The following is a 26,395-nucleotide window of genomic DNA, read 5'->3' on the forward strand; positions in this document are numbered from 1 at the left end:
CAAGAGATTGCCACGCGTCTCTCTCCCGGAACATCCATTATTCCTGAATAAGCCATGAACACTGCAAACCGCAAACCACTCCCCGGCACCCAACTGGATTTTTTCGACGCTCGTGCAGCGGTCGATGCAATTCAACCCGGCGCCTATGACAAGCTGCCATACACTTCACGCGTACTGGCTGAAAATCTGGTGCGTCGTTGCGACCCGGCGACGCTGACTGAATCGCTGAAGCAATTCATCGAACGCAAACGCGAACTCGATTTTCCATGGTTTCCGGCGCGTGTAGTCTGTCACGATATTCTGGGACAAACCGCGCTGGTCGATCTGGCCGGTTTGCGTGATGCGATTGCCGATCAGGGCGGTGATCCGGCGCAAGTCAATCCGGTCGTGCCGGTACAACTGATTGTCGATCACTCGCTGGCAGTGGAATGCGGTGGTTTTGATCCTGACGCGTTTGCTAAAAACCGCGCGATTGAAGACCGTCGTAATGAAGACCGCTTTGATTTCATCAACTGGACCAAAAAAGCCTTCAAAAATGTCGATGTGATCCCACCGGGTAACGGCATCATGCATCAGATCAATCTGGAACGCATGTCACCGGTGATTCATGCGAAAGATGGCGTGGCGTTTCCTGATACGCTGGTCGGTACCGACAGCCATACGCCGCACGTTGATGCGCTGGGAGTGATCGCGATTGGTGTTGGTGGTCTGGAAGCAGAAAACGTTATGCTTGGTCGTGCATCGTGGATGCGTCTGCCGGACATCATCGGCGTGGAACTCACAGGTCGTCCGCAACCAGGCATCACTGCGACTGACGTGGTGCTGGCATTGACTGAATTCCTGCGCAAACAAAAAGTGGTCGGCGCTTACCTTGAGTTCTACGGCGCTGGCGCTGCTGCGCTGACGCTCGGTGACCGTGCAACGATTTCGAATATGGCGCCGGAATATGGTGCAACAGCGGCGATGTTCGCAATTGATCAGCAAACCATTGATTATCTGAAACTGACAGGCCGCAGTGATGAACAGGTGAAACTGGTTGAGACTTATGCGAAAGCCGCCGGTCTGTGGGCGGACAGTCTGATCAATGCTGAGTATGAACGCGTATTGACATTCGATTTGTCCAGTGTCGTGCGTAATATGGCTGGTCCTTCGAATCCGCATGCACGTGTTGCGACAACGGATCTGGCTGCCAAAGGCATTGCTGCAAAATGGGAAAATGTTCCAGGACAAATGCCGGATGGCGCCGTGATTATCGCGGCGATTACCAGCTGCACCAACACCAGTAATCCGCGTAATGTGATTGCTGCAGCGCTGCTGGCACGCAATGCGAATAAGCTGGGACTGACACGTAAGCCATGGGTGAAATCTTCTTTAGCGCCAGGCTCGAAAGCTGTCACGCTGTATCTGGAAGAAGCCGGTCTGATGGATGATCTGGAAAAACTGGGCTTCGGCGTCGTAGCCTATGCCTGCACGTCTTGCAACGGTATGTCCGGTGCGCTTGATCCTGTGATCCAGCAAGAAATTATTGATCGTGATTTATACGCGACAGCGGTGTTGTCTGGTAACCGTAATTTTGACGGTCGTATTCACCCGTATGCAAAACAGGCTTTCCTCGCATCGCCACCGTTGGTGGTTGCGTATGCGATTGCCGGTACCATCCGTTTTGATATTGAAAAAGATGTGCTGGCTGTTGTGGATGGCAAAGAAATCCGTTTGAAAGACATCTGGCCTACCGATGAAGAAATTGATGCGATTGTGAAATCCAGCGTCAAACCGGAAATGTTCCGTCAGGTGTACGAGCCTATGTTTGCGATTCAGGCCGACAACGGTGAGAAGGTCAGCCCGTTGTATGACTGGCGTCCGCAAAGTACGTATATCCGCCGTCCACCGTACTGGGAGGGTGCACTCGCTGCGCCACGCACGATGACAGGCATGCGTCCTCTGGCAGTTTTAGGCGACAACATTACGACAGATCATTTGTCACCATCGAACGCGATTATGCTCGACAGCGCCGCTGGTGCTTACCTGGCAAAAATGGGTTTGCCGGAAGAGGACTTCAATTCCTACGCAACCCATCGCGGCGATCATCTGACAGCGCAGCGCGCGACCTTTGCGAACCCGACCTTGAAAAATGAAATGGTGCAGGTCGATGGCAAAGTGAAAGCCGGTTCGCTGGCACGTATCGAGCCGGAAGGCAAAGTGACCCGCATGTGGGAAGCGATTGAAACCTACATGGAACGCAAGCAACCATTGATCATCATTGCTGGCGCGGATTACGGTCAGGGTTCTTCGCGTGACTGGGCTGCCAAAGGTGTGCGTCTGGCGGGCGTGGAAGCGATTGTTGCCGAAGGCTTTGAGCGTATCCACCGCACGAATCTGGTCGGTATGGGCGTTTTGCCGCTGGAATTTAAACCTGGCGTGAACCGTCTGACACTGAATATCGACGGAAGTGAAACCTTTGATGTGGTTGGCGAACGTACTCCACGTGCCACACTGACGCTGATTATCCATCGCAAGAATGGTGAACGTGTCGAGGTGCCGGTGACTTGCCGCTTGGATACCGCAGAAGAAGTCTCGATTTATGAGGCCGGTGGCGTATTGCAGCGTTTTGCTCAAGACTTTTTGGAATCGACGAAGAAAGTGTAAGTGATGAAATAAGTCCCTCTCCCGAAAGCGGGAGAGGGAACCTGAAACCAAGTACAGAAGAGAATGATGGCTCATCCAGCTCAAATTAAAATTCCTGCGACGTATATCCGTGGCGGTACCAGCAAAGGCGTGTTTTTCCGTTTGCAGGATTTGCCGCCGGCGGCGCAGGTGCCCAGTGCGGCGCGTGACGCGATTCTGTTGCGCGTGATCGGCAGCCCAGATCCTTACGGTAAACAAATCGACGGTATGGGTGGTGCAACATCCAGTACCAGTAAGACCGTGATTCTGTCGAAAAGCAGCAAGGCGGATCATGATGTTGACTACCTGTTCGGTCAGGTCTCGATTGATAAAGCTTTCGTTGACTGGAGCGGCAATTGCGGCAATCTGTCGGCGGCAGTCGGTTCCTTCGCGATCAGCGCCGGTCTGGTGGATGCGAGCCGTGTACCACAAAACGGCATCGCGGTAGTGCGTATCTGGCAGGCAAATATCAGTAAAACCATCATCGCCCATGTACCGATCACGAATGGGGAAGTACAGGAAACCGGTGATTTTGAACTGGATGGCGTGACCTTTCCAGCTGCGGAAGTGCAACTTGAATTTATGGACCCTGCAGCCGATGAAGAAGGTGCGGGCGGCTCCATGTTCCCGACCGGCAATCTGGTTGATGATCTGGAGGTTCCCGGCGTCGGCACACTGAAAGCGACGATGATCAATGCCGGTATTCCGACGATATTTGTGAACGCCGAAGCGATAGGTTATACCGGTACTGAGTTGCAAGACGCTATCAACAGTGACGCTGCGGCACTCGCTAAGTTCGAGACGATTCGTGCTTACGGTGCAGTCCGCATGGGCTTGATCAGTCATATTGATGAAGCCGTACAGCGTCAGCATACGCCTAAGGTGGCGTTTGTCGCCAAACCACAGTCGTATGTGTCGTCGAGTGGTAAGCAAGTGAACGCCGCAGACATTGATTTGCTGGTACGCGCTTTGTCGATGGGGAAGCTGCATCACGCGATGATGGGTACGGCAGCAGTGGCGATCGGCACTGCGGCAGCGATTCCCGGCACACTTGTCAATCTGGCGGCAGGTGGTGGTGAGCGTACCGCGGTGCGCTTCGGACATCCTTCCGGCACTTTGCGGGTTGGCGCCGAAGCCAAACAGGAAAATGGCGAATGGACAGTGAAAAAAGCCATCATGAGCCGCAGTGCACGTGTATTGATGGAAGGCTGGGTACGTATTCCCGGCGACACCTTCTGATTTTATCTGTCATTTATGCAAGCTGACCGTATTCACCGCACTTATCGCCGTTTTGTCATGACGAATCTCCTTAGCAACGAGAGCTGTCATGGGCTGTTGCGGTCAGCTTTTTCCTGCGCCGGAGCTGATCAGCCGTGGTTGACGGGGATAATGCAAAGAACAGGCGAGTGTCCGCATTCGTATCGCCATTTATGCTCGGAAATAACGCAAAAATTTATCAGACGCGACCGCTTAAACGGTCGCGTTTTTTCTTGGTCGCTTACATAAAACTTACAGATTCATTCGCATTTCCCTGACCCGGGAAGCAACACAATAAAAAACAGGAGAGACTATGTCATACGCAGAGTTTTATCAGCAGTCGATACAAAATCCAGCCACGTTCTGGGATGATCAGGCTAAATTGATCGACTGGCATAAACCTTATCAGCAGGTACTTGATACCAGCAAAGCACCGTTTACCAAATGGTTTGTCGGTGGTGAAACGAATCTTTGCTATAACGCAGTCGATCGCTGGGCCGCGACGCAGCCGGATAAAGCCGCACTGATTGCGATTTCCACCGAAACCAATACGGAAAAAGTGTATAGCTTTGCTGAGTTGCATCAGGAAGTGCAACGTATGGCCGCCATCATGCTGTCGCTCGGTGTGCAGCGCGGTGACCGTGTCCTGATTTATATGCCGATGATTGCTGAGGCCGCGTTTGCGATGCTGGCCTGCGCCCGTATCGGTGCTGTGCATTCAGTGGTATTCGGTGGTTTTGCCTCGAAAAGTCTGGCTACCCGCATTGACGACGCCAAGCCGGTGCTGGTTGTTTCTGCTGATGCTGGTATGCGCGGCGGCAAGGCAGTGCCGTATAAACCTTTGTTGAATGATGCAATTGAGTTGGCTGAACATAAACCAGCGCATGTGCTGATTGTGAATCGCGGTCTTGATGCAATGACGCTGGTGGCGGGGCGTGATGTCGATTACGCGGCATTGCGCGCACAACATATGCAGGCACAGGTGCCGGTAACCTGGCTCGAATCGAACGAGATGTCGTATGTGTTGTATACGTCCGGCACCACAGGTAAGCCGAAAGGTGTGCAGCGCGATGTCGGTGGTTATGCGGTGGCACTGGCGGCATCGATGAAGCATATTTATTGCGGTAATGCCGGTGAAACCTACTTTGCGACATCCGATATCGGTTGGGTAGTCGGACACTCTTACATCGTCTATGGCCCGCTGATTGCCGGTATGGCAACGATTATGTACGAAGGTACGCCAATCCGCCCCGATGCCGGTATCTGGTGGAGCATCGTTGAAAAATATAAAGTGGCGCGCATGTTTTCTGCACCGACCGCGATCCGTGTGCTGAAAAAACATCCGCCTGAGCTGATGAAGAAATACGATTTATCATCGTTAAAGGCACTCTATCTGGCGGGTGAACCACTGGATGAAACCACGTCAAGCTGGATCGCAACTGAGCTTGGTGTGCCGATCATCGATAATTACTGGCAGACTGAAACCGGCTGGCCGATTCTGTCGGTTGCCCGTGCCATTGAAAATACCCCGACCCGGCTGGGTAGCCCCGGTGTTGCGATGTACGGTTACAACGTTCAGATCATCAATGAAATGACGGGCGCTGAATGTGGCCCGAATGAAAAAGGTGTCGTGGCGATTCGCGGTCCTTTGCCGCCGGGTTGTATGCAAACGGTGTATGGCGACGATCAGCGTTTTGTCAGTACCTATTGGACAAATTTTGCGCATGAACAGCTGTATTCGACGTTTGACTGGGGCATCAAAGACGAGGATGGTTATTACTTCATTCTCGGACGTACCGACGATGTGATTAATGTCGCTGGTCATCGCCTTGGTACGCGTGAAATCGAGGAGAGCATTTCCAGTCATCCGCAGATTTCTGAAGTTGCCGTGGTCGGTGTTGAAGATAAACTCAAAGGGCAGGTGGCTGTCGCCTTTGCGACACTGAAGCATCCGGAAGCCGCAAGCACACCGGAGCAAAAACACGCACTGGAAGCGGAGGTGATGGCTGTTGTAGATAAACAACTTGGTGCGGTTGCCAGACCGTCCCGGGTATATTTCGTCGGTGTGTTGCCGAAAACCCGTTCCGGTAAATTACTGCGTCGTTCTATCCAGGCGATTTGCGAGGGCAGGGATGCGGGTGACCTCACAACGATAGAAGATCCTCATTCACTGGCGCAAATTAAGGATGTCGTCGCTCATCAGGGTTAATCGGATATTCTCTGCATAAAAAAAGAGGTGGATAGTTTTATCCACCTCTTTTTTACTTTGTGTCCTTATCTTTGTGTCAGTATTACACCAATAATGCCGATGTCAGACTGCTGACCTCTTCATCAGATTCTTCCAGTATGCTGTTGAGCGTGCCGTCACCGACCACAAAATCAATTTCGGAGGCGAACTGTCCGGCTTCAGCATAAGAATTGTAGTCAAAAGGAGACTTCGTTCTGGCCAGCTCATTCGCCAGTAAAATGGTGTCGCCCAGCGTTTCAGGCGGCATTGCCCGCAGACCAAACCACAATGCCTCCAGTGCCTCTACCACGGTTGGTGGCAGTTGCAGAGTGTGGATTACCGCGCGACCGATGATGGCTTCGTTGGAATCGCCTTCTTCTTCATCCAGAGGATCTTCGGAAACTGATTTTTCCGTTGTTTCTATGATCGGGTATTCGATTTCGAGTAAAGACGGGAATTCTTCAGCGCGGGATAACAGATAGAAATTACCGACTTCATGCACGATGCCAGCGAACATCGCGGTGTCCGGATCCACTTTCGTTATTTTGCGTGCAATGACGCGTGACAGTGCGGCAACCTGAGCAGAATGTTCCCACAGCGTACTGACCATGCTCTGTATGCGTTTATCTTTGCTGCTTCCTGCCAACTGACGTACTACAATCGATGCGACGATCGCATTCAGGGTGCTGAATCCCAACCGGTTGATCGCTGCTTTCACGTTATTGACGACGTTACCCCTGCTATAAGCTGCTGAGTTCGCCGTTGCAACCACACGTGCTGCGAGCAAGGGCTCATTCAGCACCAGTCGGGCAGCGAGATCTGCTGAACATTCGGGGTCTCTGATCGCTTGTTGAATTTTAACGGACGCGGCGATATTTGTCGGGAATACCAGGTCGCCGGTGTTTGCTTGTTCAACAATGTATTTAAGCGCTGTTGATCTGTTCATCGCAGAGGTCATAATGGTTAAACTTCGCTGATGTTTCCGGTTTGCGTTTGCCTGCAACACCACCGGAGAAAGAAAGCCCGGCTTACTACTTCTGTCACCGTTGCTATGGCCAAGCCTCAGATACCATGCATTACATTGTAAATGTTAATTCTGATAAGGAAGTTCTGAGGCAATGAATATCATTGCCTCATTCTGCTCGACTTGACACTGAAGGTCAATCAAGCTTCTGTAAAAATACGTAAATGTTTCTTCGTTTATTTCATTTTTTATTTCACTTGCTTCTGATTATTAATCCACATCAATACCTTTGTTTCAAGTAAGGACAGCGGCAACGTACCATCGCTCAATACAACGTTATGGAAACCCCGCAAATTAAAACGATCGCCCAGTTCAGCCTGGGCTTTCTGGCGTAACTCCATGATTTTGAGTGAGCCTATCTTATATCCTAATGCCTGCCCCGGCCATGCCATGTAGCGCTCTATACACTGGCGCGAGACCGCCTCGCTGTAACCCAGCGTTTGCTGCAGGTATTGAATTCCCTGTTCCCGCGTCCAGCCTTTGGCATGCATGCCGGTATCGACTACCAGTCTGGTTGCACGCAGCATTTCATCGCTGAGGTGGCCGTAATATGCGGCCGGGTCATTGTCAAATAAACCCATTTCCCGTCCCAGGGTTTCTGCGTAGAGCGCCCATCCCTCTGTATAGGCATTATTTCCACCGACCTTGCGGAATTTCGGTACATCGAGTTCTTGTAAGGTCGCGAGATGAAAATGGTGACCCGGTTGTCCCTCGTGCAGGAATAAAGTTTTCATTCCGGTCGTTGCGTAATCTTCAGGCTTATTAATGACTGCCCAGAATACACCCGGGCGAGAGCCGTCAATCGCCGGTGCCGTATAGTGATCAGATGCGGTCGCACGGCTGATTTCAGGTTCGGGGCGAATTTCCAGCGATGCTTTTGGGGTCTTTTCAAAGAACTCCGGCAGTTTTTGTCTGACAACGGTATCAATCGCTCTATAGGCGTCCAGCACTTCTGTTTCTGTTTTGAACGGGCGATAGTTTGTCTGTGCTTCCATCCATTCAGGCAGAGATTCAGGTTTGCCCTGATAACCGAGTTTTGGTCCCAGTATTGCGTATTCACGCTGGATACGGGCAACCTCCCGCAGACCGGTTGCGTGGATTTGTTCCGGTGTGAGGCGGGTCGTGGTCTGATCTTCGACCCATGCCTGATACCATTCAGCCCCGCCAGGTAACGCGCTCCAGCCTGTACTGTCACGGCTTACCGGTAAATACTCGTCTTTCAGGAACTGATGAAAGCGGCGCAGCGCTGGCAGTACTTGTGTCTGTATCACGGTCTGATAGTCGTTGCTCAGGCGGACTTTGTCCGCTTCGGTAAATTCAGCCGGAAAATTTTTGACTGGCAGAAAATACGGATGCTCAGCTGCCTGCTCCGTTACCAGTTGTTCATACTGCGGCAGCATAGAAATCACCAGTGCTTTTGGCAGCACGATTTTGCGGCGCATACCTTCACGCATATTGATCTTTGCCTGTTTTAACCAATCGGGTAATTGCCGGAGACGGTTCAGGTAATTATTGTATTGCGCAACGGACTTTAATAATTGCGCACTTTGTCCGCTGGCGAAATGCGCCAGCGTCAGTGGCACGCTATCCATCTGATTCACGGGCATCAGCCTGTCGTCAAATTTCGACATACGTATGGCTGCATCGATCTCAAATTGCAGACAGTCATAAGTGACCTGATCTTGTGTACTCAGCGTTTTGCGCGGGATCGCTGACAGAGCCTTCGATATCTGTCGCAACCGGGCTATTTGTTTCGCTTTGATTGCCGGATTCAATGTCTGCGGCAGTTTGTCATCGTAGCGGCTGTCGCCGTTATAGGTGGCGGTGATCGGTTCAAATTCGGCCTGGGTTTCATAATAAAGTTCCGCCAGTGCAGCCAGTTTTTTTGCTGCATTCACTGAAGATGCCGGATAAGACCTTGTTGTCGCGGAAGATGGCAGATGCTCCGCAAACGCCAGTGGTATGCCGCTGCCGAGGCAGCAGATGCTGAGAGCAAGCACAGATAAAGAGATGGAACGGGGTAGCAACATGTGACGATATCCTGAAATAGTATTGACCAGCGTGTTTTTTGAGCGGGGTATTCCGGCTGGCAGATCTGGCCGCTATTTTATGTCAGCAGTCGTTGTTGCTCCGAGCAATTTATTACCATTGACGTACTGAGCGATTTCTCTGAAATTTCTTCAGGTAAAATCAGGCTTAACCGAATTAACTCAGGAATGTTGATGAAGCTTGCTACTCTTAAAGATGGATCGCGCGACGGGCAATTAATGGTCGTGGCCAGGGATTTAAAAACGGCCTGTATTGCAGATGGTATTGCTCCGACTTTGCAACGCGCTCTGGATGACTGGAATTTCATTGCTCCACAGCTCGGTGAGTTGTATGACAGATTAAATGCAGGCAGGGCGGTGAATAGTTTTGACTTTGAACCGCAACGTTGTATGGCACCTTTGCCGCGTGCGTTTCAATGGGCTGACGGCTCATCCTACGTGAATCATGTTGAGCTGGTGCGTAAAGCCAGAAATGCCGAGATGCCCGACAGTTTCTGGCATGATCCCCTGATGTATCAGGGCGGCAGCGACGATTTTATCGGACCTTGCGATGACATCGTGGTCCGTTCTGCGGAATGGGGTATCGATTTTGAAAGTGAAATCGCCGTGATTACCGGCGATGTATCTATGGGCGTGAAAGTGCAGCATGCAGGTGAAGCGATACGCTTACTGATGCTGGTGAACGACGTCTCTCTGCGGAATCTGATTCCGGCTGAACTGGCAAAAGGATTCGGTTTTTTACAGTCTAAGCCTGCAACCAGTTTTTCTCCGGTAGCCGTAACGCCCGATGAACTAGGTGAGGCATGGAAAGACGGGAAGGTGCATTTGCCGCTGAGATCTAGTTGGAATGGTAATTTGGTCGGCCAGCCGAACGCGGGTGTGGATATGGTGTTTTCTTTCCCTCAATTGATTACCCATTTGTGTAAAACACGAAATGTGAGAGCCGGTTCCATCGTTGGTTCGGGAACCGTATCGAATAAAGATGCTGCGAAGGGTTATAGCTGTATCGCGGAAAAGCGTGCACTGGAAATGATTGCAACCGGTGAGCCTGTAACGCCATTCATGCAGTATGGTGACAGCATTAAAATCGAGATGCTGGATAAGAATGGAAAATCAATTTTTGGTGCGATTGAGCAGAGTGTTGTTGAGGCGGACGGAGTCTGATGTGCCGCGTGTTTATTGAGTAAGAACTGCCTGGCCAGTATACTTGCCCCATCTGTTTTAATACACTTTCTCGAATAAAAAAGCTGCGATGCCGTATAGCATCGCAGCTTTTCATTATTGCCTGCCCAACTGAAAGAAAATATTTCTTGCACCATTCTGCCCGAATGCGAAGCCGAGGTAGATAGGGCCGATGAAGCTGTTAAATCCGGCGAACAGACTCATGCTTTTGCGTAAAGAAGACGCGGATATTTCTTTGCTGGTATTCCAAGTGTTGCCGGCTTCTAACGAGGTACCGAGAAACAGGCTTTGCCCCGCCATTTCAAAATTCACTGCACGTAATAAATACGTGGCGCTGCCATACAGCATGTAGTTGCCGCTGAACTGGTCGGGCTGGTAGGCGGAAAGTTTCTGAAAACCTCCCAGCATAGAACCTATTCCCCGGATTTGTGCATCGTTCTGGAATAAACCCGCACCACTGAGTTTCAGATTGACGCTATGGTTGTTGACACTCTTCGCCCATATTGCATTCAGGTTCAGCTCCTGATAAGTTTTCTTAGGACTGTTCAGTCCAAGGAACAGACTACTGTCAAATTTGTAGCCTTCACGTGGAAAGCTTGGGTCGCTGAGCTGATCAATGATGACGCTGGTTTTGATGCCCACCTGTTGTAAGTCAGCGCTGGGAAGGCTGCCGTTTGACTGACTGCCATCCTGGTTATTGATGATGATGCCGCCGAGTTTGGGACGGACGCTGTAACTGTTGAAATTCACGCCCACTCGCGCTTCGCCCAGAACGCTTTGTTCACCGATACGGAAGGCAAGATCGACGCCGGCTTTTTCCGAGCGCAAGGTATATTCTGCGAGTCTGACATCGTCTTTATAATAGTTCAGCGTATTTTCGTTGTAGGCAAGATAGGGTGAGACATACATGCCTTCGCGTTCAAAAAGAGGCTGGCGCAATTCGGTGTGCAGTTTGATCACATTACCGAATTCAAGGTCATTTCGCCATTCAAGACCACCTGTGGTCAGCCAGGGGCGACGATGTCCTACTTGCAACCGGTAGCCGCCAGCGCCTTCAAAGCCACTGGAAAGACTGAGACCGAAACGCAGGAAGTGTGGCCCCCAGTTTCTCCCTGTGGCGTTGATGCGTATGCCGTATTCATCGCCACGCTGGACGAGTTCGTGGTTGATGCTGTCAAATTCACGCGCATTGTTCAGAATGGCGAGCTTGCGATTAATTTCTTCGGCATCGTACATCGTACCGACTTTGATCGATAACTGACGCCGGATGTCGCTCTCAGGGATCGCGCCATTGGTTTCAATGTCAACAAATCCTATGCGTAGCGGGGGAAGTTGCGGATTCAGACGCAGTTGCTGGGTTGCGGTATGCAGATGATCTGGTAGCTGCAGCGCGGCAAGTTTGATGGCGATATTCTGTGTTGCTTTCTCTCCGATGGCCGTGGCTTCTTTTGAACGGTCAAAATTCATGAAACCGATATTGCCCAATTGGGGTTCAATCAGAATGTCTTTTGGACGGAGCAGACCTTTTTGTACGTTAACATTTTGTTCGGTCAGAATATTCACCATTTGCTGGCTGACCTTGAATAAGGTTTGCAACTGATCTCTGGGCATTAATGGTGTTCCGATATTTACTGCAATGATGATATCTGCACCCATATCGCGTGCGATATCGACCGGCAGGTTGCGAACCAGACCGCCGTCGGATAATAATTTTCCATCGATTTCTATCGGTGCAAAGACGCCGGGCGCAGCCATGCTGGCACGCACTGCTTTGTGCAGTGAGCCTTTGTTGAAGACGATCATTTTTCCCGTTTCGAGGTCAGTTGCGACTGCTCTGAATGGAATCGGCAGGTTGTCAAAGTTGATATCCGGCGGAAGGTGTGCAGTCCAGTTTTGTAACAGCTCCTGAAACTGCGTCGCCTGTACGACTCCTGCTGGTAGCTTCACGCCATTCGCGCTCAGCCCGAGCGTGGCGCCGAGCGGGTATTGCTCGTCCTCTTCGCGCACTGACTGCGGCAGCAGGCGACGATCGACGCGGTCCAGTGCGATGTCATTCAGTTTCAGGCTTGACAGCCTTTTTTCGATTTCTGTCGCAGGCAAGCCTGCTGCATACAGTCCGCCGACCACCGCGCCCATGCTGGTTCCCGCGATACAGTCAATGGGGATATGCATTGCTTCGAGTTGTTTCAATACGCCGATGTGGGCAAAACCGCGGGCACCGCCTCCGGACAATACCAGGCAGATTTTAGGTGCCTTGGTTTGCAGGGATTGCACAGTCGTGCTTTCGGCATGTGCATGTGGTGTGCTTAAAACGAGGCTGAACCAGGAAAGTAAACTGATAAAAAGCAGTTTCCAACTAAATGAAAGTCGATTGAGCATGGAATTCTTGTCTTGGTCTCTATATACTGCTGGAAGTATATCAACTTAGCTTTTTTTAAGTTAAAAGCATAAGCCAACTATTTAGCGCTCCCCATGAACTTACATCAATTACGTTTTGTACGAGAAGCCGTCAGGCAGAATTATAATCTGACTGAGGCGGCGAAAGCTTTGTTTACTTCGCAACCAGGTGTTTCAAAGGCAATTATCGAGTTGGAAGAAGAGTTGGGGGTTGATATATTTACCCGCCATGGCAAGCGGATACGTGGTTTGACTGAGCCCGGTCGGGCGGTGCTGAAATCGGTAGAATTGATCATGCAAGAGATCGATGGTCTCAAGCGCATAGGCAAGGAATATGCGGCGCAGGACAGCGGCAGCTTTACCATCGCCACGACGCACACGCAGGCTCGTTATGCTTTGCCTAAGGTGGTGCAGGCGTTTATGCAAAAGTATCCAAAGGTTCGCTTATCTCTGCTGCAGGGGAATCCCAAGCAGATCGCCGAAATGGTCATGCGTGATCAGGCAGATCTGGTGATTGCAACGGAGTCTATCGCTGGCTTTGACGGCCTGATTTCTTTGCCTTGCTATCAATGGGAGCATGTGGTGATCGTCCCCCCCGAACATCCTTTGTTAAAACTGAAGAATGTGACACTGGAAGAAATCGCTCATTATCCGCTCGTCACTTACGATTCTGCATTCGCGGGACGCAGCAAAATTGACCACGCATTTCAGTTGCGGGATTTAAAGCCTGATGTGTTACTGGAAGCAATTGATGCTGACGTGATTAAGACTTATGTCGAACTTGGCATGGGCATCGGCATCATTGCCGGTATGGCTTTTGATGCTGAGCGTGACAAGCATTTACGGGCAATTCCTGTCGGCCATTTGTTCGGCATGAATGTATCGCGGGTCGCGATCAAGCAGGGGGCGTATTTGCGCAGCTATATTTACACCTTTATTGAATTACTGAACCCGACGCTGACGCGCAAGATGGTGGATAGTGTTTTGCAAGGTAATAAGGATAATTACGACTTGTGATCACCGTACAATTCTTTGCGATCAGGCGTTGCAAAGAAAATCCGGTGAAGTGGAGCGGGTCTTTGAATAAATTTTATTAGATTAGAAATAAGTATGATTGAAAAAACGATGCAGGACTATTATGCGCAGCGCGCAAACAGTCTCGAGCAGATTTACCAGCTTCCGGAACGTCAGCAGGACTTGCAGGATATGGAGCAACGCATTGCGGACTTATTGCAGAGTCACAGAGTCATTGAGCTCGCTTGCGGAACCGGTTACTGGACAGAAAAATACGCTCCCGTTGCTGACTCAGTCTATGCCACGGATGTAAATCAGGTGATGCTCGATATTGCGCAGACTAAGAGCTATCCATCGGATAAAGTCCGTTTCGGTATTGCTGATGTTTTTGATTTGCCAGAAGCAAGTGCTGGTGAATACACGGCCTGTTTCGTTGGTTTTTTATGGTCGCATATTAAGCGCGAGCAGCAAAACGATCTGTTGACGAGAGTCAGACGGGGGGCAGGTAAGGGAAGTTTGCTGGTATTAATGGATAACAATTATGTAGAGGGCAGCAGTACGCCGGTTGCACGCACAGATACAGAGGGAAATACCTATCAACTGCGTGTGCAGGAAGATGGCAGCCGCGTTGAAATAGTCAAAAATTTCCCGACCGATAGCGCGTTGCGTAAAAAAATTGCGCCCGTAGCCAGAGATATCCGTATTTATCGGAACGAACACTATTGGTTGCTCAGTTGCATCCTTAAGTGAAAGGGGGATGATTCTAGTATTCATCCTCCATTGTTTCCCGATTCTTTCCTATGCTACATTGCGGGTCATTTCAATATAAAGGAGCAGACATGGATTTGCAGGCTTGCACAGAAACGATACGTTCTAAAGTTGGTGATAACAGTGGTTTGAACGCGACTTTGAAATTCGACTGCGGCGCTGATGGCGTAGTTTTCGTTGATGCGGTTGCGTCTCCGAATACAGTTTCCAATGAAAATAAAGAAGCATCCTGCACGATCACGATTGCACTGGCTGACTTAGCCGCATTGCTGACCGGACAGTTGAATCCTATGAACGGATTTATGATGGGCAAACTGAAAGTTGCCGGTGATATGGGCGTGGCTATGCGTTTGCAAACCGTCGTCTGACATCGTACAGACAGTTTTTTGTCAGAAAAAGCCGCAGATCATGATTGATGCTGCGGCTTTTTCATATCGTGTTCAGTGAGGTAAATATGGACGAAGTCAGAGACTGGCAGATCAGTGTGCAGCCCTCAGGTTGGCAATGTACTGTTGCCCCCGGCGACAGCTTGCTTGAGGCAGCATTATTGTCCGGCATACGCTTACCGAACTCCTGCCGCAACGGAACCTGCCGGACCTGCATGTGCAAGCTGTTGCGAGGTTCCGTTTCCTATCGTATCGAGTGGCCGGGACTGAGTGCTGAAGAGAAAACCGAGGGATGGATACTCCCTTGTGTTGCCCTCGCTGAAAACGACGTCACTATCGATGTTCCGGAAGCCATTAAGGTTTGGTAGCAGACAGGAAGCCGGATTTTGCGTTACTGCAGAGTTTGCCACCGGCGTCTTCCTTATTCCAGCAAGGTGTGGCAGCGTCTGGTACCGGAGCCGGGATGCCATCCTGACTGATTTTTGCGAGCCGCGTATCCCATGCTGCGACACCGGATTTGTCGAGTTCCAGTCTCACAATCCAGCCGCGGGTTTGCGGCTCATTGTCTAATTCATCAATAACGAAATTACCCAAGCTGTAAATAATCGGCTTGCCTTTGTATTGTTCAGTTTCCTGAATAACGTGAGGATGTCCGCCGATGACAGCGTCAGCGCCTGCATCTATCATCAGATGTGCCAGTTGTTGTTGGCGTGCAGTTGAATGTTTGTCGTTTTCCCAACCCCAGTGCATAAACGGGATAACGAGGTCCGCACCGTATTCGGTACGCGCTTTCCGGATGTCCGCGACGACCTGTTCATCTTCACTCCAGGCGACACCGGCTTCGCGTGCGGTCGCTTCAAAGCTGCGTGGCATAAACTCGTTATATCCGAGTAGCGCAATGCTGAGTCCATTTTTCCGGATTAGCAAAGGTGTGTGCGCCTCATGCAGATCACGTCCGCCACCAAAATACTTCACCTGATAATGATTCAGATGACTGAGCATCTCGGTGAACGCCTCGCGTCCAAAATCTCCGGAATGATTATTCGCGATTGAAACTGCGTCAAAATGACGACGCAAGGTAGTAAGAGTTTTCGGTGCTGCCCGGAATGTGAAATTTTTATCTGCTGCATGACCCGTGGTGGCAACGACGCACTCTAGGTTAGCGATGCGAATATCGGTCGTATTGATGATGTCGGAAAAATGAGCCAACGGGTCAGCTCCCGCAGCGATCAGTTTTCCCGGTGTGCCATCCAGAACAATATCACCCGCAAATAAAATGCTGACACGATTTTTCTGCTCATCTGCGTGCGCCTGTTGCAACAGTAAGTTCAGGGTCAGAGATGCCGCGAGGAGTTTTTTTATAGACGAGAGACTGAGCATCATGGTTATTTATCTTCCAGCGTGCATTGATATTGCAATTCGCGTTCGACATCTCCTGCGTACAGGGAATTTTTCGGGGTGAACGGCGTTTCTTGTTTGCGGAGTGGGAGTGGCGGGTAGTAGCTTGCCTGATGAATCGGAATATCAGCAGACCTTGTCTGAAAAAAAGCGTAGAGCTTAATGTAGTTGATGTCGCTGTCGCTGCCTGTCATCACTGCTTTAAATTTGAAGCGTCCTTGGATATCGACTGATTCAACCGCGTAAGGATCGTTGGTGATTCCGGTTTCTACGATTTGCGTACTACCGGCATAGCTGACCTGGCAGCGTAACCAGGGGGCTGAATGGGCATTAACAGACACCACACATAAGGATATTAAAAACGATGCTGTTGTAAATAATCGTCGGTAAAGTTGAAGAAGGCCGTTAGCTTGTATTGTTGTGTATTTCTTCGGTCTCATGTTGACGGCGCTTTTCATTGAAAAATGGAAAAGTATTATTGCAGTGATTGTTCGGCTTGCAAAGAGGACTGTCACTTGCGCTGTTGTTCGTGCCAGCACCGCAGCATATGACCAAGCAGGTGCTGATCAGATTTTAAGTACGAGTGACTATCTGCGCAGACTGACTTTTCGCGTTGGCATCGGTGCGACGATTTACCGGTGTTTTGAGCCCGTAAGTCGCGCGATGTCTTGGAGATGTGATCGTTCAGCAAGAAAAAAGATCAAAAATGAGGATAATTCGCATTATTCACATTTTTATTTTACTTTCTCTTAAAAATTGTGCGTATAATCAGCTAGTCGTTGAGATTCAAAGTGGTAGTGCAGTATCAGTCTGTCATTTCTTACTTGGTTGAAACGATTTACCGGGCAGACGCCCACATTAACTGAAATAGGAAATAGTAATGGCAACAGGTATTGTTAAATGGTTCAATGATTCTAAAGGTTTTGGTTTCATTACTCCAGACGAAGGTGGTGAAGATTTGTTCGCGCACTTCTCCGCAATCGTATCCTCCGGCTTCAAATCTCTGAAAGAAAACCAACGCGTTTCTTTTGAAGTAACGACAGGCCCTAAAGGCAAACAAGCTTCTAACATTCAGCCTCTGTAATTCAGACGTTAAATGGCGTAGTAAGCCTTGTTGTAAAAATCCCCGATTCGTCGGGGATTTTTTTTTACCTTTTTAAAAAAAAGTCAGTCGCTAAACTGTCATAAGAACTTTATACTGCGATTTCAGGTATAAGAATTATGTTGTCTTAAATCAACATGTTTCCTCTCAAATTTTGTATTCTTCTTTGAACCTATCCGGGCATAAAAAGGAAATTTAATAATGATCAACTTAACGATTCGATTGCGGCTCATCGGTACTATGGGAGTGATGGCGATTATGCTGACCATAGGCGGATTGATGGGTATCTATGGTGTTCATAACAGTAACACTGTCATCAATCAGTTGTTTACGAATCAATTGCCGTCGGTACAGGCATTAGCGGAAACAAGGGTTAATTTACTAAGATCGCGTACCGTGATTGATCGTGCTGTTTCTCACCCGGATAGTGCTACAGCTGCAGCCACGATCGCACGTGCCGAAGATTTTTTGAAAAAATCAGATGAGGCATGGAATAAATATCTGAGCTTGCCGCAAGATAGTGAAGAGAAAAAAGTTTCTGATGTTGTGGCCGCAGCGCGGGATGATTTCCTGAAGAAAGCGTATCTGCCTTTATTGGCAGCGCTGAAAGCAGGAAATGTGGAGGAGGCGGATAAGTTCAACGTCACCAGTGTGCCCGCACTTTACACTGTCTATTCTGAAAATGTGGCAAAGTTGGCGGAATATCAGTTTGCATCATCATCTCAACTGTTAACGAAGAGTGAAAACGAATTCAAAATATTCGTCTGGGTCGATATTATAGGCGTAGCCGCTGGCCTCATTGCAGTATTTATCTCCGCTTATCTGTTGTTGCGTGCGATTTCTCATCCATTACGATTTGCGCTCAAGCAGTTTGATGCTATTGGTCACGGCGATTTATCGCAACAGATCAAACCCGATTCAAACGATGAAATGGGGCAGTTGTTAACTGGTCTGGAAAACATGCGTCAAAGCCTGATTCAGACCGTGACTATCGTACGTCAGGGAAGTAGTTCCATTGCTTTGTCTGCAGATGAAATTGCCACCGGTAATATGGACTTGTCTTCCCGTACTGAGCAGCAGGCAGCGAGTCTGGAAGAGACTGCATCTTCAATGGAAGAACTGACATCGACAGTGCACCAGAATGCTGACAATGCGCGTCAGGCGAATACGCTTGCAGTTGCTGCATCGCAGGTGGCGGTGCGTGGCGGACAAGTGGTTGGTGACGTTGTGCATACGATGTCGTCGATCAAAGACAGTTCGAAAAAGATCGTCGATATTATCGGCGTCATCGATGGTATTGCCTTCCAGACCAATATTCTGGCGCTGAATGCAGCCGTTGAAGCTGCCCGTGCCGGTGAGCAGGGACGAGGTTTTGCGGTGGTGGCAACCGAAGTGCGTAATCTGGCGCAACGTTCAGCCGGTGCGGCAAAAGAAATTAAAACGCTGATTGCTGATTCGGTTGATAAGGTTGAAGCCGGAACCCGTCTGGTGGATGATGCTGGTAAAACGATGGATGAAATTGTCTCCTCGATCCAGAGCGTTGCCGATATCATGGCGGAAATCACTGCTGCCAGCGCAGAACAAAGCGATGGTATTCAGCAGGTCAATCAGGCTATTACAAAAATGGATGAGGCAACTCAGCAAAACGCGGCGCTGGTTGAGGAAGCAGCCGCTGCTGCCGGCAGTATGCGCGATCAGGCGAATAATCTGAATCAGGCAGTGGGTATTTTTAAATTGCAGGAAAATGTGACTGGCGCATCACACAAGCCTGCAGCTCCGGCAGTGCCGCGCGCTGTCGTTAAGCCGGCACCAGCATCGGTAACGCCCGCAAAAACACCTAAAGTAGCGGCGATACCAGCAGCATCTGCTTCTGACAAAGTCAGCAAGCAAGCGAAAGAAGATGACTGGGAAGAATTTTAAGCAAAATTGATTATTGAAAAAAAGGGCGCATTGAGCGCCCTTTTTTTCTGATGGTTTTTCGTGCTCAGAATTTTTTCCAGTAGTCGGGCTTGTTGTATGCCTGTCTTAAAAAATCGACGAAAGCTCTGATCCGTAAGGGCAGGTGGCGACGTTGCGCGAATATCGCATAAATATCGTTTCCCGGCGCTGTGTACTCATCAAGCACCGTTATCAACTGACCTGATTCAATCTCGGCACCGACTTCCCACATCGAGCGCCACGCCAGTCCTTTGCCGGAAACGGCCCAGTCATGCAGGACTTCGCCGTCATTGCAAACCATATTGCCTTCTACTTTGACCGTCATGTTTTTTCCATTCTGGCGGAAGGTCCAGCCGCGCTGACTGCCGTCCGCACTGAATGCAAGGCAGTTGTGACTGCTTAATTCATCAATACTGCGCGGCGCGCCATGTCGTTTGATGTAATCAGGTGAGGCAACGACAACACGTTTGTTGTCTGCGAGTTTGACGCCAATCAGGTTAGAGTCTGTCAGTGAGGCAATGCGGATTGCAACATCCACGCCTTCGCCGATCAGATCGACGACCCTGTCATTCAGACTCAGCGTCAGTTTTAAATCCTGATGCTCGCTCAGAAAAGACGGAATCAGCGGTGCCACATGCTGGCGGCCGAAGCCAGCGGGCGCAGAGACGGTCAGTAGCCCGCTGGCGTGCGCATTGCGTTCTGACACAGATGATTCCGCCGCTTCGAGGTCGGTGAGTATACGTTGGCAATCTTCCAGAAACGAGGCGCCTTCGTTGGTTAACGCAATTTTTCTGGTTGTACGCTGCAATAACTTCACGCCCAGACGCTCCTCGAGTGCATCGAGTCTTCTGCTGATCATGGCCGGAGCAACGCCCTCGGCACGTGCGGCTGCTGAGAGACTGCCACGACTCGCAACTTCTGCAAAAGTTGATATTTGTTTGAATTGATCCATAGGCGCTCGCGGGGTGATAATCGGGACTTAATAAGCATACAAGGATTATTGTGTACCCATCTTTGACTTAAAGTAAAAGATAAAGTGATAAAACTGTATGTTTATGTTGGTTTTTATTGAATATACTCTTCACATCGGGAATGCAATCTGCATTTATTGTCTGTTTGAGGAGTGAAATGTCTATCAGCGCGATCGCTTTTGATGCTTACGGCACTTTGTTTGATGTGTACTCCATCAGCCAGCTGGGGGAAAAATTATTTCCCGGTAAGGGGGAAGCATTGGCCTTATTGTGGCGCAACAAGCAGATTGAATACACGCAATTGCGCACGATGTGCAGCATGTACAAACCATTCTGGGAAGTGACCCAGGACGCCCTGATTTTTGTATGCAAGAAATTACAGCTGGATCTGACGCTGGATGCACAGAATGCACTAATGGGGCAGTATGCGAGGCTGGATGCATTTCCCGAAAATCTTGAGGTATTACAGCAGTTGCGCGCCAGCGGAATAAAGTTATCCATTTTATCTAACGGAACCACGCACATGCTGCAGTCTGCTGTGGATGCTGCCGGCATGCAAGGGATCTTCAGTCATTTATTGTCTGTTGATTCAGTGAAAAAATACAAAACAGCGCCGGAGGCCTATCAGCTGGGGCCGGATGTTTTCGGATTACCTGCAAAAAATATTTTATTTGTTTCGGGGAATGCCTGGGATATTTGTTGTGCGACGTGGTTCGGGTACACAACATTCTGGGTTAACCGTCACGATGCGCCACTCGAAGAGCTAGGTGTGACGCCGCATGGCACCGGGCGTTCACTCAGGGATGTAGCTGGTTTTATTGAACAAATGCAGTAATTATTTTTGTTTTATTTTCTAGGAGAGCAGCATGACACAACTGAATTTACCTGCAGGTATGCAGATTACTGGTGAAATCAAGCCAGGTTTTGAACAGATTCTGACACCAGAAGCGCTGGCGCTGGTTGCCAAACTGAGCCGTGCGTTTGAGCCGCGCCGTCAGGAATTACTCGCCGCACGTGTTGAGCGCGCAAAACGCCTGGATGCTGGCGAGACACCTGACTTTTTGCCAGAAACCAAACACATCCGCGAAGGCGACTGGAAAATCGCACCTATCCCACAGGCACTGGAATGCCGCCGCGTAGAGATCACGGGTCCTGTTGAGCGCAAAATGGTGATTAATGCGCTGAACTCCGGCGCAGATAGTTACATGACCGACTTTGAAGATTCCAATACGCCTAACTGGGATAACCAGATCACTGGCCAGATCAATATGCGCGACGCTGTTCGCCGCACGATCAGCCTGGAACAAAACGGTAAGTCTTACAAGCTCAACGACAAGATCGCAACGCTGGTTGTCCGTCCGCGTGGCTGGCATCTGGATGAAAAACATGTGCTGGTCGATGGTAAGCGTATTTCCGGCGGTATCTTTGATTTTGCGCTGTTTCTGTTCCATAACGCCAAGGAGCAACTGGCACGCGGTGCTGGCCCTTATTTCTACCTGCCAAAAATGGAATCGCATCTGGAGGCGCGTCTGTGGAACGATATTTTTGTCATGGCACAAAATGAAATCGGTATTCCACAAGGCACAATCAAAGCGACTGTCCTGATCGAAACCATCGTTGCTGCATTTGAGATGGATGAAATTCTGTATGAACTGCGTGAGCACAGCTCTGGTCTGAATGCCGGTCGCTGGGATTACATTTTCTCTTGCATCAAAAAATTCAAGAATAACAAAGATTTCTGTCTCGCAGACCGCGCGAAAGTCACGATGACGGCACCATTTATGCGTTCATACGCGTTGCTGCTGCTGAAAACCTGTCACAAGCGTAACGCACCGGCAATCGGCGGTATGGCTGCGCTGATCCCGATCAAAAATGATCCGGAAAAAAATGACATCGCGATGGGTGGCGTACGCAACGATAAAGCGCGTGACGCAACCGACGGCTACGATGGTGGCTGGGTTGCTCATCCTGGTCTGGTGGATCTGGCGATGGCGGAATTCAAAAAAGTGTTGGGCGATGCACCGAATCAGATTTCCAAGCAGCGTCCGGATGTTGAAGTAACGGCGAAAGACTTGCTGAATTTCCAGCCTGAAACACCGATTACTGAAGCAGGTCTGCGTTACAACATCAACGTCGGTATTCATTACCTCGGCGCATGGCTGGCAGGCAATGGTTGCGTACCGATTCATAATCTGATGGAAGATGCGGCAACGGCAGAGATCAGCCGTTCCCAGGTCTGGCAATGGATACGTTCAGCCAAGGGTAATCTGGAAGATGGCCGCAAAGTCACAGCCGACATGGTGCGCGCGATGATTCCTGAAGAATTGGCGAAGGTTAAAGAAGTGGCTGGTAACGGTGCAACGTATGACCGCGCAGCACAGATTTTCGAAGAAATGTCGACTTCTGCAGATTTTGCAGAATTCCTGACACTGCCTTTGTACGAAGAAATTTAATCTGCCTGTAATCGCTGATATGCCGCTGAATATACAGTCGGATATGCGGCAGATAATGCGACGAATCCTTGCCTGATGGCAGCGCATAGTCGCACATTGAGTAAGCGGCCCGGGACCTTTCCGGGCCGTTTTTTTGGGTGTTTCTTGTTGGCGCTCACCTGCTGGCATCTTGCTGCGTGCTATCCTTGCGCTCTTTCAGACGATCAAAATTTCCTATGTCACAAGCAAACCCTCTTACCCACGACGACATCATTGCGCAAACCACCGAGTGGTTAGAAAAAGCGGTGATCGGTCTGAATTTATGCCCGTTTGCAAAATCCGTTCATGTTAAAAAACAGATCCGTTACGTCGTCAGTGAAGCGACAACACCGGAAGCTTTAGTCGAGGATCTGCAACGCGAGCTGGAGGTGCTGGCTGAAGCGAATCCGGAAAAAATCGACACCATTCTGTTAATTCACCCGTATGTACTGAAGGATTTTCTCGATTTCAACGATTTCCTTGATGTCGCCGACGGCTTGCTGGAAGAGCTTGATCTGGACGGTATTCTGCAGATTGCGAATTTCCATCCGGATTATCAGTTTGCCGACACCACTATCGATGACATCGAAAACTATACCAACCGTGCGCCATTTCCGACTTTGCATTTATTGCGCGAAGAAAGTATCGATCGTGCCGTGGAGTCGTTCCCGGAAGCGGAAATGATCTATGAAAAAAATATCGAGACCATGCAAAAACTTGGCATAGAAGGCTGGCATCAGCTGTTTTCCGGAAGCAAAGATTAACTGGGAAGGGCGTGTAGCTGTATTGTTTGTGCCGCGCTGCCGCAGTCGTCGCTGCGATATGACTATTTTCTACAATCAGCCACCTTCCTCCACAGCTAGATACACCGTTGTGGTTCTCTTTCAGCCAGATGGCTTCGCAGCGCTGGCAAGTGCAATTTTCGGTGAAAATATACTCCCCGGAGTATATTTAAAGCCCTATATTTCATGCTGAGGTTAAGGCAATATCGGCACATACTCCCCTGAAAATGTAAATTTCAGGATGCAAAAGTAAATTTTTTTAAGTCGTTGATGAAAACGCTGTGCATATGCATTATTCGGTTTTTAGTTGATTTTTTTTCTTGAAACGATAGAAAATTTGTCGGAAATAACGTGATTGCCACGTATTCTTCAGCATTCATGTCGCATCGCTCCTTGTTATTTTGCAGAGCAGCATGTACAGTAAGGGATTGATTTACCTCATTTTTTACTCCTTCAGTCTTATATATCTATGGCTTTAATCGTCCACAAATACGGCGGGACTTCGATGGGTTCAACTGAACGCATCAAGAACGTCGCCAAGCGCGTCGCCAAATGGCATGATGCCGGTCACCAGATAGTCGTGGTGCCCTCAGCAATGTCCGGCGAAACTAATCGCATCATCGGTCTCGCGAAAGAGATCATGGCGCAACCTGATCCTCGTGAGCTCGACATGATTGCGTCGACTGGTGAACAAGTGTCAGTCGGTTTGCTCTCCATGGCATTGCAGGCTATCGGCAAACAAGCCGTGTCTTACGCTGGCTGGCAAGTCCCGATCAAGACCGATTCCGCTTACACCAAAGCGCGTATCGAATCGATTGACGATGCCAAAGTCAAAGCCGATCTCGCTGCTGGCAAAATTGTCGTCATTACCGGTTTTCAGGGTGTGGATGAGCAGGGCAATATCACAACGCTGGGACGTGGTGGTTCAGATACCTCGGCCGTCGCGATTGCGGCTGCGCTGAAGGCACAGGAATGCCTGATTTATACCGACGTTGATGGCGTCTATACGACTGATCCACGTGTGGTTTCCGACGCGCGCCGCCTGAACACCGTGACATTTGAAGAAATGCTGGAAATGGCGTCGCTCGGTTCTAAAGTTTTGCAGATACGCTCTGTTGAATTTGCCGGTAATTACCGCATGCCTACCCGCGTTTTATCGTCGCTGACAGACCCTTTAATTCCGCTGGAAGAAGAAGCGAATTCCGGCACCCTGATTTCGTTTGAGGAAGATACAAATATGGAACAAGCCACCATCACTGGCATCGCGTTCAGTCGTGATGAAGCAAAAATCACCGTGTTAGGCGTACCTGATAAACCAGGCATCGCTTATCAGATCCTTGGCCCGGTCGCGGACGCGAATATCGAAGTGGATATGATTATCCAGAATCAGTCCGTTGAAGGTAAAACCGACTTTACTTTCACTGTACCGCGCGGTGAATACGCCAAAGCGATGGCGGTGCTCGAAGGCAGCGTGAAGGCACACATCGGTGCGGCAAGTATTGCCGGCGATACCAAAGTTTCTAAAGTGTCTGTGGTCGGCGTCGGTATGCGCAGCCATGTTGGTATCGCATCGCAGATGTTCCGTACTTTGTCAGAAGAAGGTATCAATATTCTGATGATCTCGACATCCGAAATCAAAATCTCAGTGCTGATCGACGAGAAATATATGGAGCTGGCAGTGCGTTCGCTGCATAAGGCTTTCGGTCTGGAAAGTGCCTGATTATTTAGTTAGCGAAAAAACTGTTTTTGTTTATCTGAGTAGTTGACCAAAAGCAGTTCAGCAGCTATGATCTTGGTCTCGATTGCAGCCAAGTTGTATGACTTGGTTGTGAAAGTGTGGAGACGTGGCCGAGTGGCCGAAGGCACTTCCCTGCTAAGGAAGCATCTGGGGTAACCTGGGTCGTGAGTTCGAATCTCACCGTCTCCGCCAGTAATATAACAAAATCAATGACTTATAGCACGTTTTTGATTTTGTCCCACTTAAAAACCCACAATAGATTTTCTGTTGTGGGTTTTTTTCTATCCATGGTTTTGTGTGGTGATCGGTAGTTCGTCCAGTCTTTATTTTTGTGTGTGGTTTCCATTTGAAGCATCCTTAATACTATCTCTCCAAGAGAACTGATGTCACCTCGAAAGCCGAATTCTTTCTGCATACGTTTAACTTCTGGTTATTACGTCGTACACTTCGTTAAAAAATAAGTCCAAGAAAGATGTTTTGTAAATTTGTTATGTGATCAGATGTATTGGTGTTTTAGGCGTGCATTTACCTCAATGAAGATGCTCATTTCTTTGGCTGTCTGCAGGCATCTAATCCTATCGAAAAAATAAATCAACCATTCTTAATAGTTTTAACTATACGTTCTTAGACATCATTTGCTGTCTCCGGACTTGGTAGGACGACCCATCTGCCACTACTGATTATTTCAATCAAATTCCGGCTTGACCACTGGGGATGGAATTATTATGGAATCCACTGCAAAAAAATTCATACGCTTGCGTCGTGTGCTCGAGATCATGCCGGTCTCTCGCTCGACTTGGTACGCAGGTATTAACTCTGGCCGTTTCCCCAAACCTTTCAAGATAGGCCCTCGCGCCGTAGCTTGGCTGCAGAGCGACATTGACAAACTGGTCGAATCCCTGTGCCTTCAATCTGACAGAGGGCACTAATCTTCTGCCGCTTGCAGTGAGAGAAAGTGCCTATGAAAGATGGGAGCAAATTCATCTTCATGCGGCACTCTCTCAGAGACTGTAGCGCGTAGGAACAGG

General features: G+C 49.5%; 22 protein-coding genes and 1 tRNA gene. 17 read left to right on the forward strand and 6 right to left on the reverse strand.

Features of this window, described 5'->3' with window-relative positions; translation table 11 throughout:
* Positions 1 to 54: 54 nt before the first annotated feature.
* The 3 genes from acnD (at position 55) to ACPAOP_RS15025 (ending at position 6,130) form a co-directional block, all read left to right on the forward strand.
* The gene (gene acnD, locus ACPAOP_RS15015) at positions 55 to 2,646 is read left to right on the forward strand and encodes a Fe/S-dependent 2-methylisocitrate dehydratase AcnD (RefSeq protein WP_423708545.1); all 2,592 of its coding nucleotides are present in this window, start codon (positions 55 to 57) and stop codon (positions 2,644 to 2,646) included.
* Positions 2,647 to 2,712: 66 nt separating this feature from the next.
* A complete protein-coding gene (prpF, locus tag ACPAOP_RS15020) occupies positions 2,713 to 3,903 on the forward strand; it encodes a 2-methylaconitate cis-trans isomerase PrpF (protein WP_423708546.1) in 1,191 nt (396 codons plus the stop codon).
* A gap of 331 nt (positions 3,904 to 4,234) precedes the next feature.
* On the forward strand, positions 4,235 to 6,130 hold the full coding sequence (locus ACPAOP_RS15025; RefSeq protein ID WP_423708547.1) for a propionate--CoA ligase: 1,896 nt from the start codon (positions 4,235 to 4,237) through the stop codon (positions 6,128 to 6,130).
* 82 nt (positions 6,131 to 6,212) lie between these two features.
* Here the strand turns inward: ACPAOP_RS15025 and ACPAOP_RS15030 are convergent, their stop codons facing one another.
* On the reverse strand, positions 6,213 to 7,094 hold the full coding sequence (locus tag ACPAOP_RS15030) for an HDOD domain-containing protein (protein WP_423679942.1): 882 nt from the start codon (positions 7,092 to 7,094) through the stop codon (positions 6,213 to 6,215).
* A gap of 266 nt (positions 7,095 to 7,360) precedes the next feature.
* On the reverse strand, positions 7,361 to 9,202 hold the full coding sequence (locus ACPAOP_RS15035; protein WP_423708548.1) for a DUF885 domain-containing protein: 1,842 nt from the start codon (positions 9,200 to 9,202) through the stop codon (positions 7,361 to 7,363).
* Positions 9,203 to 9,394: 192 nt separating this feature from the next.
* On the opposite strand from ACPAOP_RS15035, the gene ACPAOP_RS15040 reads away from it, so the two are divergent.
* The gene (locus ACPAOP_RS15040; protein ID WP_423679944.1) at positions 9,395 to 10,384 is read left to right on the forward strand and encodes a fumarylacetoacetate hydrolase family protein; all 990 of its coding nucleotides are present in this window, start codon (positions 9,395 to 9,397) and stop codon (positions 10,382 to 10,384) included.
* Between the two features lie 114 nt (positions 10,385 to 10,498).
* Here ACPAOP_RS15040 and ACPAOP_RS15045 read toward each other — a convergent pair whose 3' ends face one another.
* Complete coding sequence (locus ACPAOP_RS15045; protein ID WP_423708549.1) at positions 10,499 to 12,676, reverse strand: patatin-like phospholipase family protein; 2,178 nt, start codon at positions 12,674 to 12,676, stop codon at positions 10,499 to 10,501.
* Between the two features lie 198 nt (positions 12,677 to 12,874).
* On the opposite strand from ACPAOP_RS15045, the gene ACPAOP_RS15050 reads away from it, so the two are divergent.
* The 4 genes from ACPAOP_RS15050 (at position 12,875) to ACPAOP_RS15065 (ending at position 15,335) form a co-directional block, all read left to right on the forward strand.
* Entirely contained in the window at positions 12,875 to 13,816 is a 942-nt protein-coding gene (locus ACPAOP_RS15050) for a CysB family HTH-type transcriptional regulator (RefSeq protein WP_423708550.1), read from the forward strand.
* 93 nt (positions 13,817 to 13,909) lie between these two features.
* Positions 13,910 to 14,563, forward strand: a complete 654-nt coding sequence (locus tag ACPAOP_RS15055; RefSeq protein WP_423708551.1) for a class I SAM-dependent methyltransferase — start codon at positions 13,910 to 13,912, stop codon at positions 14,561 to 14,563.
* Between the two features lie 89 nt (positions 14,564 to 14,652).
* Positions 14,653 to 14,949: an SCP2 sterol-binding domain-containing protein gene (locus ACPAOP_RS15060; RefSeq protein WP_186883713.1), complete on the forward strand. Its 297-nt coding sequence runs from the start codon at positions 14,653 to 14,655 to the stop codon at positions 14,947 to 14,949.
* A gap of 86 nt (positions 14,950 to 15,035) precedes the next feature.
* On the forward strand, positions 15,036 to 15,335 hold the full coding sequence (locus ACPAOP_RS15065; RefSeq protein ID WP_423679948.1) for a 2Fe-2S iron-sulfur cluster-binding protein: 300 nt from the start codon (positions 15,036 to 15,038) through the stop codon (positions 15,333 to 15,335).
* Here ACPAOP_RS15065 and ACPAOP_RS15070 read toward each other — a convergent pair.
* A complete protein-coding gene (locus ACPAOP_RS15070) occupies positions 15,322 to 16,350 on the reverse strand; it encodes a CapA family protein (protein WP_423708552.1) in 1,029 nt (342 codons plus the stop codon). The two genes, ACPAOP_RS15065 and ACPAOP_RS15070, sit on opposite strands and share 14 nt — an antisense overlap.
* A 2-nt stretch (positions 16,351 to 16,352) precedes the next feature.
* Complete coding sequence (locus ACPAOP_RS15075) at positions 16,353 to 16,706, reverse strand: hypothetical protein (RefSeq protein WP_423708553.1); 354 nt, start codon at positions 16,704 to 16,706, stop codon at positions 16,353 to 16,355.
* A gap of 100 nt (positions 16,707 to 16,806) precedes the next feature.
* On the opposite strand from ACPAOP_RS15075, the gene ACPAOP_RS15080 reads away from it, so the two are divergent.
* The 3 genes from ACPAOP_RS15080 to ACPAOP_RS15090 all read left to right on the forward strand — a co-directional run bounded on the left by ACPAOP_RS15080 (position 16,807) and on the right by ACPAOP_RS15090 (position 19,387).
* The gene (locus ACPAOP_RS15080; protein WP_423708554.1) at positions 16,807 to 17,118 is read left to right on the forward strand and encodes a hypothetical protein; all 312 of its coding nucleotides are present in this window, start codon (positions 16,807 to 16,809) and stop codon (positions 17,116 to 17,118) included.
* A gap of 127 nt (positions 17,119 to 17,245) precedes the next feature.
* Positions 17,246 to 17,449, forward strand: coding sequence for a cold-shock protein (locus tag ACPAOP_RS15085; RefSeq protein WP_162021796.1), 204 nt, complete (start codon positions 17,246 to 17,248; stop codon positions 17,447 to 17,449).
* A 219-nt stretch (positions 17,450 to 17,668) separates the two neighbouring features.
* Complete coding sequence (locus ACPAOP_RS15090) at positions 17,669 to 19,387, forward strand: methyl-accepting chemotaxis protein (RefSeq protein WP_423708555.1); 1,719 nt, start codon at positions 17,669 to 17,671, stop codon at positions 19,385 to 19,387.
* 64 nt (positions 19,388 to 19,451) lie between these two features.
* On the opposite strand, the gene ACPAOP_RS15095 is transcribed toward ACPAOP_RS15090, so the two are convergent.
* Positions 19,452 to 20,357 carry a LysR family transcriptional regulator gene (locus tag ACPAOP_RS15095; protein ID WP_423679952.1) on the reverse strand — a complete coding sequence of 302 codons (906 nt, stop codon included), beginning with the start codon at positions 20,355 to 20,357 and terminating at the stop codon, positions 19,452 to 19,454.
* 176 nt (positions 20,358 to 20,533) lie between these two features.
* Here ACPAOP_RS15095 and ACPAOP_RS15100 point away from each other — a divergent pair, with 176 nt between their 5' ends.
* The 6 genes from ACPAOP_RS15100 to ACPAOP_RS15125 all read left to right on the forward strand — a co-directional run bounded on the left by ACPAOP_RS15100 (position 20,534) and on the right by ACPAOP_RS15125 (position 26,296).
* Entirely contained in the window at positions 20,534 to 21,211 is a 678-nt protein-coding gene (locus tag ACPAOP_RS15100; RefSeq protein WP_423708556.1) for a haloacid dehalogenase type II, read from the forward strand.
* A 31-nt stretch (positions 21,212 to 21,242) separates the two neighbouring features.
* The gene (gene aceB, locus ACPAOP_RS15105; protein ID WP_423679954.1) at positions 21,243 to 22,829 is read left to right on the forward strand and encodes a malate synthase A; all 1,587 of its coding nucleotides are present in this window, start codon (positions 21,243 to 21,245) and stop codon (positions 22,827 to 22,829) included.
* A 215-nt stretch (positions 22,830 to 23,044) separates the two neighbouring features.
* Positions 23,045 to 23,611: a DUF1415 domain-containing protein gene (locus tag ACPAOP_RS15110; RefSeq protein ID WP_423679955.1), complete on the forward strand. Its 567-nt coding sequence runs from the start codon at positions 23,045 to 23,047 to the stop codon at positions 23,609 to 23,611.
* Positions 23,612 to 24,098: 487 nt separating this feature from the next.
* Positions 24,099 to 25,349 (forward strand): aspartate kinase, encoded by a 1,251-nt coding sequence (locus ACPAOP_RS15115; RefSeq protein WP_423708557.1) that lies wholly within the window; start codon positions 24,099 to 24,101, stop codon positions 25,347 to 25,349.
* A gap of 118 nt (positions 25,350 to 25,467) precedes the next feature.
* A tRNA-Ser gene (locus ACPAOP_RS15120) sits at positions 25,468 to 25,559 on the forward strand.
* Positions 25,560 to 26,092: 533 nt separating this feature from the next.
* On the forward strand, positions 26,093 to 26,296 hold the full coding sequence (locus tag ACPAOP_RS15125; RefSeq protein ID WP_423679958.1) for a helix-turn-helix transcriptional regulator: 204 nt from the start codon (positions 26,093 to 26,095) through the stop codon (positions 26,294 to 26,296).
* Positions 26,297 to 26,395: the final 99 nt, after the last annotated feature.

This window comes from Undibacterium sp. WLX3042, from assembly GCF_049544825.1.
In the GTDB taxonomy this organism is placed as follows: Bacteria; Pseudomonadota; Gammaproteobacteria; order Burkholderiales; family Burkholderiaceae_D; genus Undibacterium.

What these genes read in the sequence shown, in the direction of transcription:
- ACPAOP_RS15035 (WP_423708548.1), bottom strand. Translation starts at nt 9,202, where the DNA reads ATGTTGCTACCCCGTTCCATCTCTTTATCTGTGCTTGCTCTCAGCATC.
- ACPAOP_RS15125 (WP_423679958.1), top strand. Translation starts at nt 26,093, where the DNA reads ATGGAATCCACTGCAAAAAAATTCATACGCTTGCGTCGTGTGCTCGAG.
- ACPAOP_RS15100 (WP_423708556.1), top strand. Translation starts at nt 20,534, where the DNA reads ATGTCTATCAGCGCGATCGCTTTTGATGCTTACGGCACTTTGTTTGAT.
- aceB (WP_423679954.1), top strand. Translation starts at nt 21,243, where the DNA reads ATGACACAACTGAATTTACCTGCAGGTATGCAGATTACTGGTGAAATC.
- ACPAOP_RS15040 (WP_423679944.1), top strand. Translation starts at nt 9,395, where the DNA reads ATGAAGCTTGCTACTCTTAAAGATGGATCGCGCGACGGGCAATTAATG.
- ACPAOP_RS15095 (WP_423679952.1), bottom strand. Translation starts at nt 20,357, where the DNA reads ATGGATCAATTCAAACAAATATCAACTTTTGCAGAAGTTGCGAGTCGT.
- acnD (WP_423708545.1), top strand. Translation starts at nt 55, where the DNA reads ATGAACACTGCAAACCGCAAACCACTCCCCGGCACCCAACTGGATTTT.
- ACPAOP_RS15065 (WP_423679948.1), top strand. Translation starts at nt 15,036, where the DNA reads ATGGACGAAGTCAGAGACTGGCAGATCAGTGTGCAGCCCTCAGGTTGG.
- ACPAOP_RS15090 (WP_423708555.1), top strand. Translation starts at nt 17,669, where the DNA reads ATGATCAACTTAACGATTCGATTGCGGCTCATCGGTACTATGGGAGTG.
- ACPAOP_RS15110 (WP_423679955.1), top strand. Translation starts at nt 23,045, where the DNA reads ATGTCACAAGCAAACCCTCTTACCCACGACGACATCATTGCGCAAACC.
- ACPAOP_RS15085 (WP_162021796.1), top strand. Translation starts at nt 17,246, where the DNA reads ATGGCAACAGGTATTGTTAAATGGTTCAATGATTCTAAAGGTTTTGGT.
- ACPAOP_RS15060 (WP_186883713.1), top strand. Translation starts at nt 14,653, where the DNA reads ATGGATTTGCAGGCTTGCACAGAAACGATACGTTCTAAAGTTGGTGAT.
- prpF (WP_423708546.1), top strand. Translation starts at nt 2,713, where the DNA reads ATGGCTCATCCAGCTCAAATTAAAATTCCTGCGACGTATATCCGTGGC.
- ACPAOP_RS15050 (WP_423708550.1), top strand. Translation starts at nt 12,875, where the DNA reads ATGAACTTACATCAATTACGTTTTGTACGAGAAGCCGTCAGGCAGAAT.
- ACPAOP_RS15025 (WP_423708547.1), top strand. Translation starts at nt 4,235, where the DNA reads ATGTCATACGCAGAGTTTTATCAGCAGTCGATACAAAATCCAGCCACG.
- ACPAOP_RS15030 (WP_423679942.1), bottom strand. Translation starts at nt 7,094, where the DNA reads ATGAACAGATCAACAGCGCTTAAATACATTGTTGAACAAGCAAACACC.
- ACPAOP_RS15070 (WP_423708552.1), bottom strand. Translation starts at nt 16,350, where the DNA reads ATGATGCTCAGTCTCTCGTCTATAAAAAAACTCCTCGCGGCATCTCTG.
- ACPAOP_RS15055 (WP_423708551.1), top strand. Translation starts at nt 13,910, where the DNA reads ATGATTGAAAAAACGATGCAGGACTATTATGCGCAGCGCGCAAACAGT.
- ACPAOP_RS15115 (WP_423708557.1), top strand. Translation starts at nt 24,099, where the DNA reads ATGGCTTTAATCGTCCACAAATACGGCGGGACTTCGATGGGTTCAACT.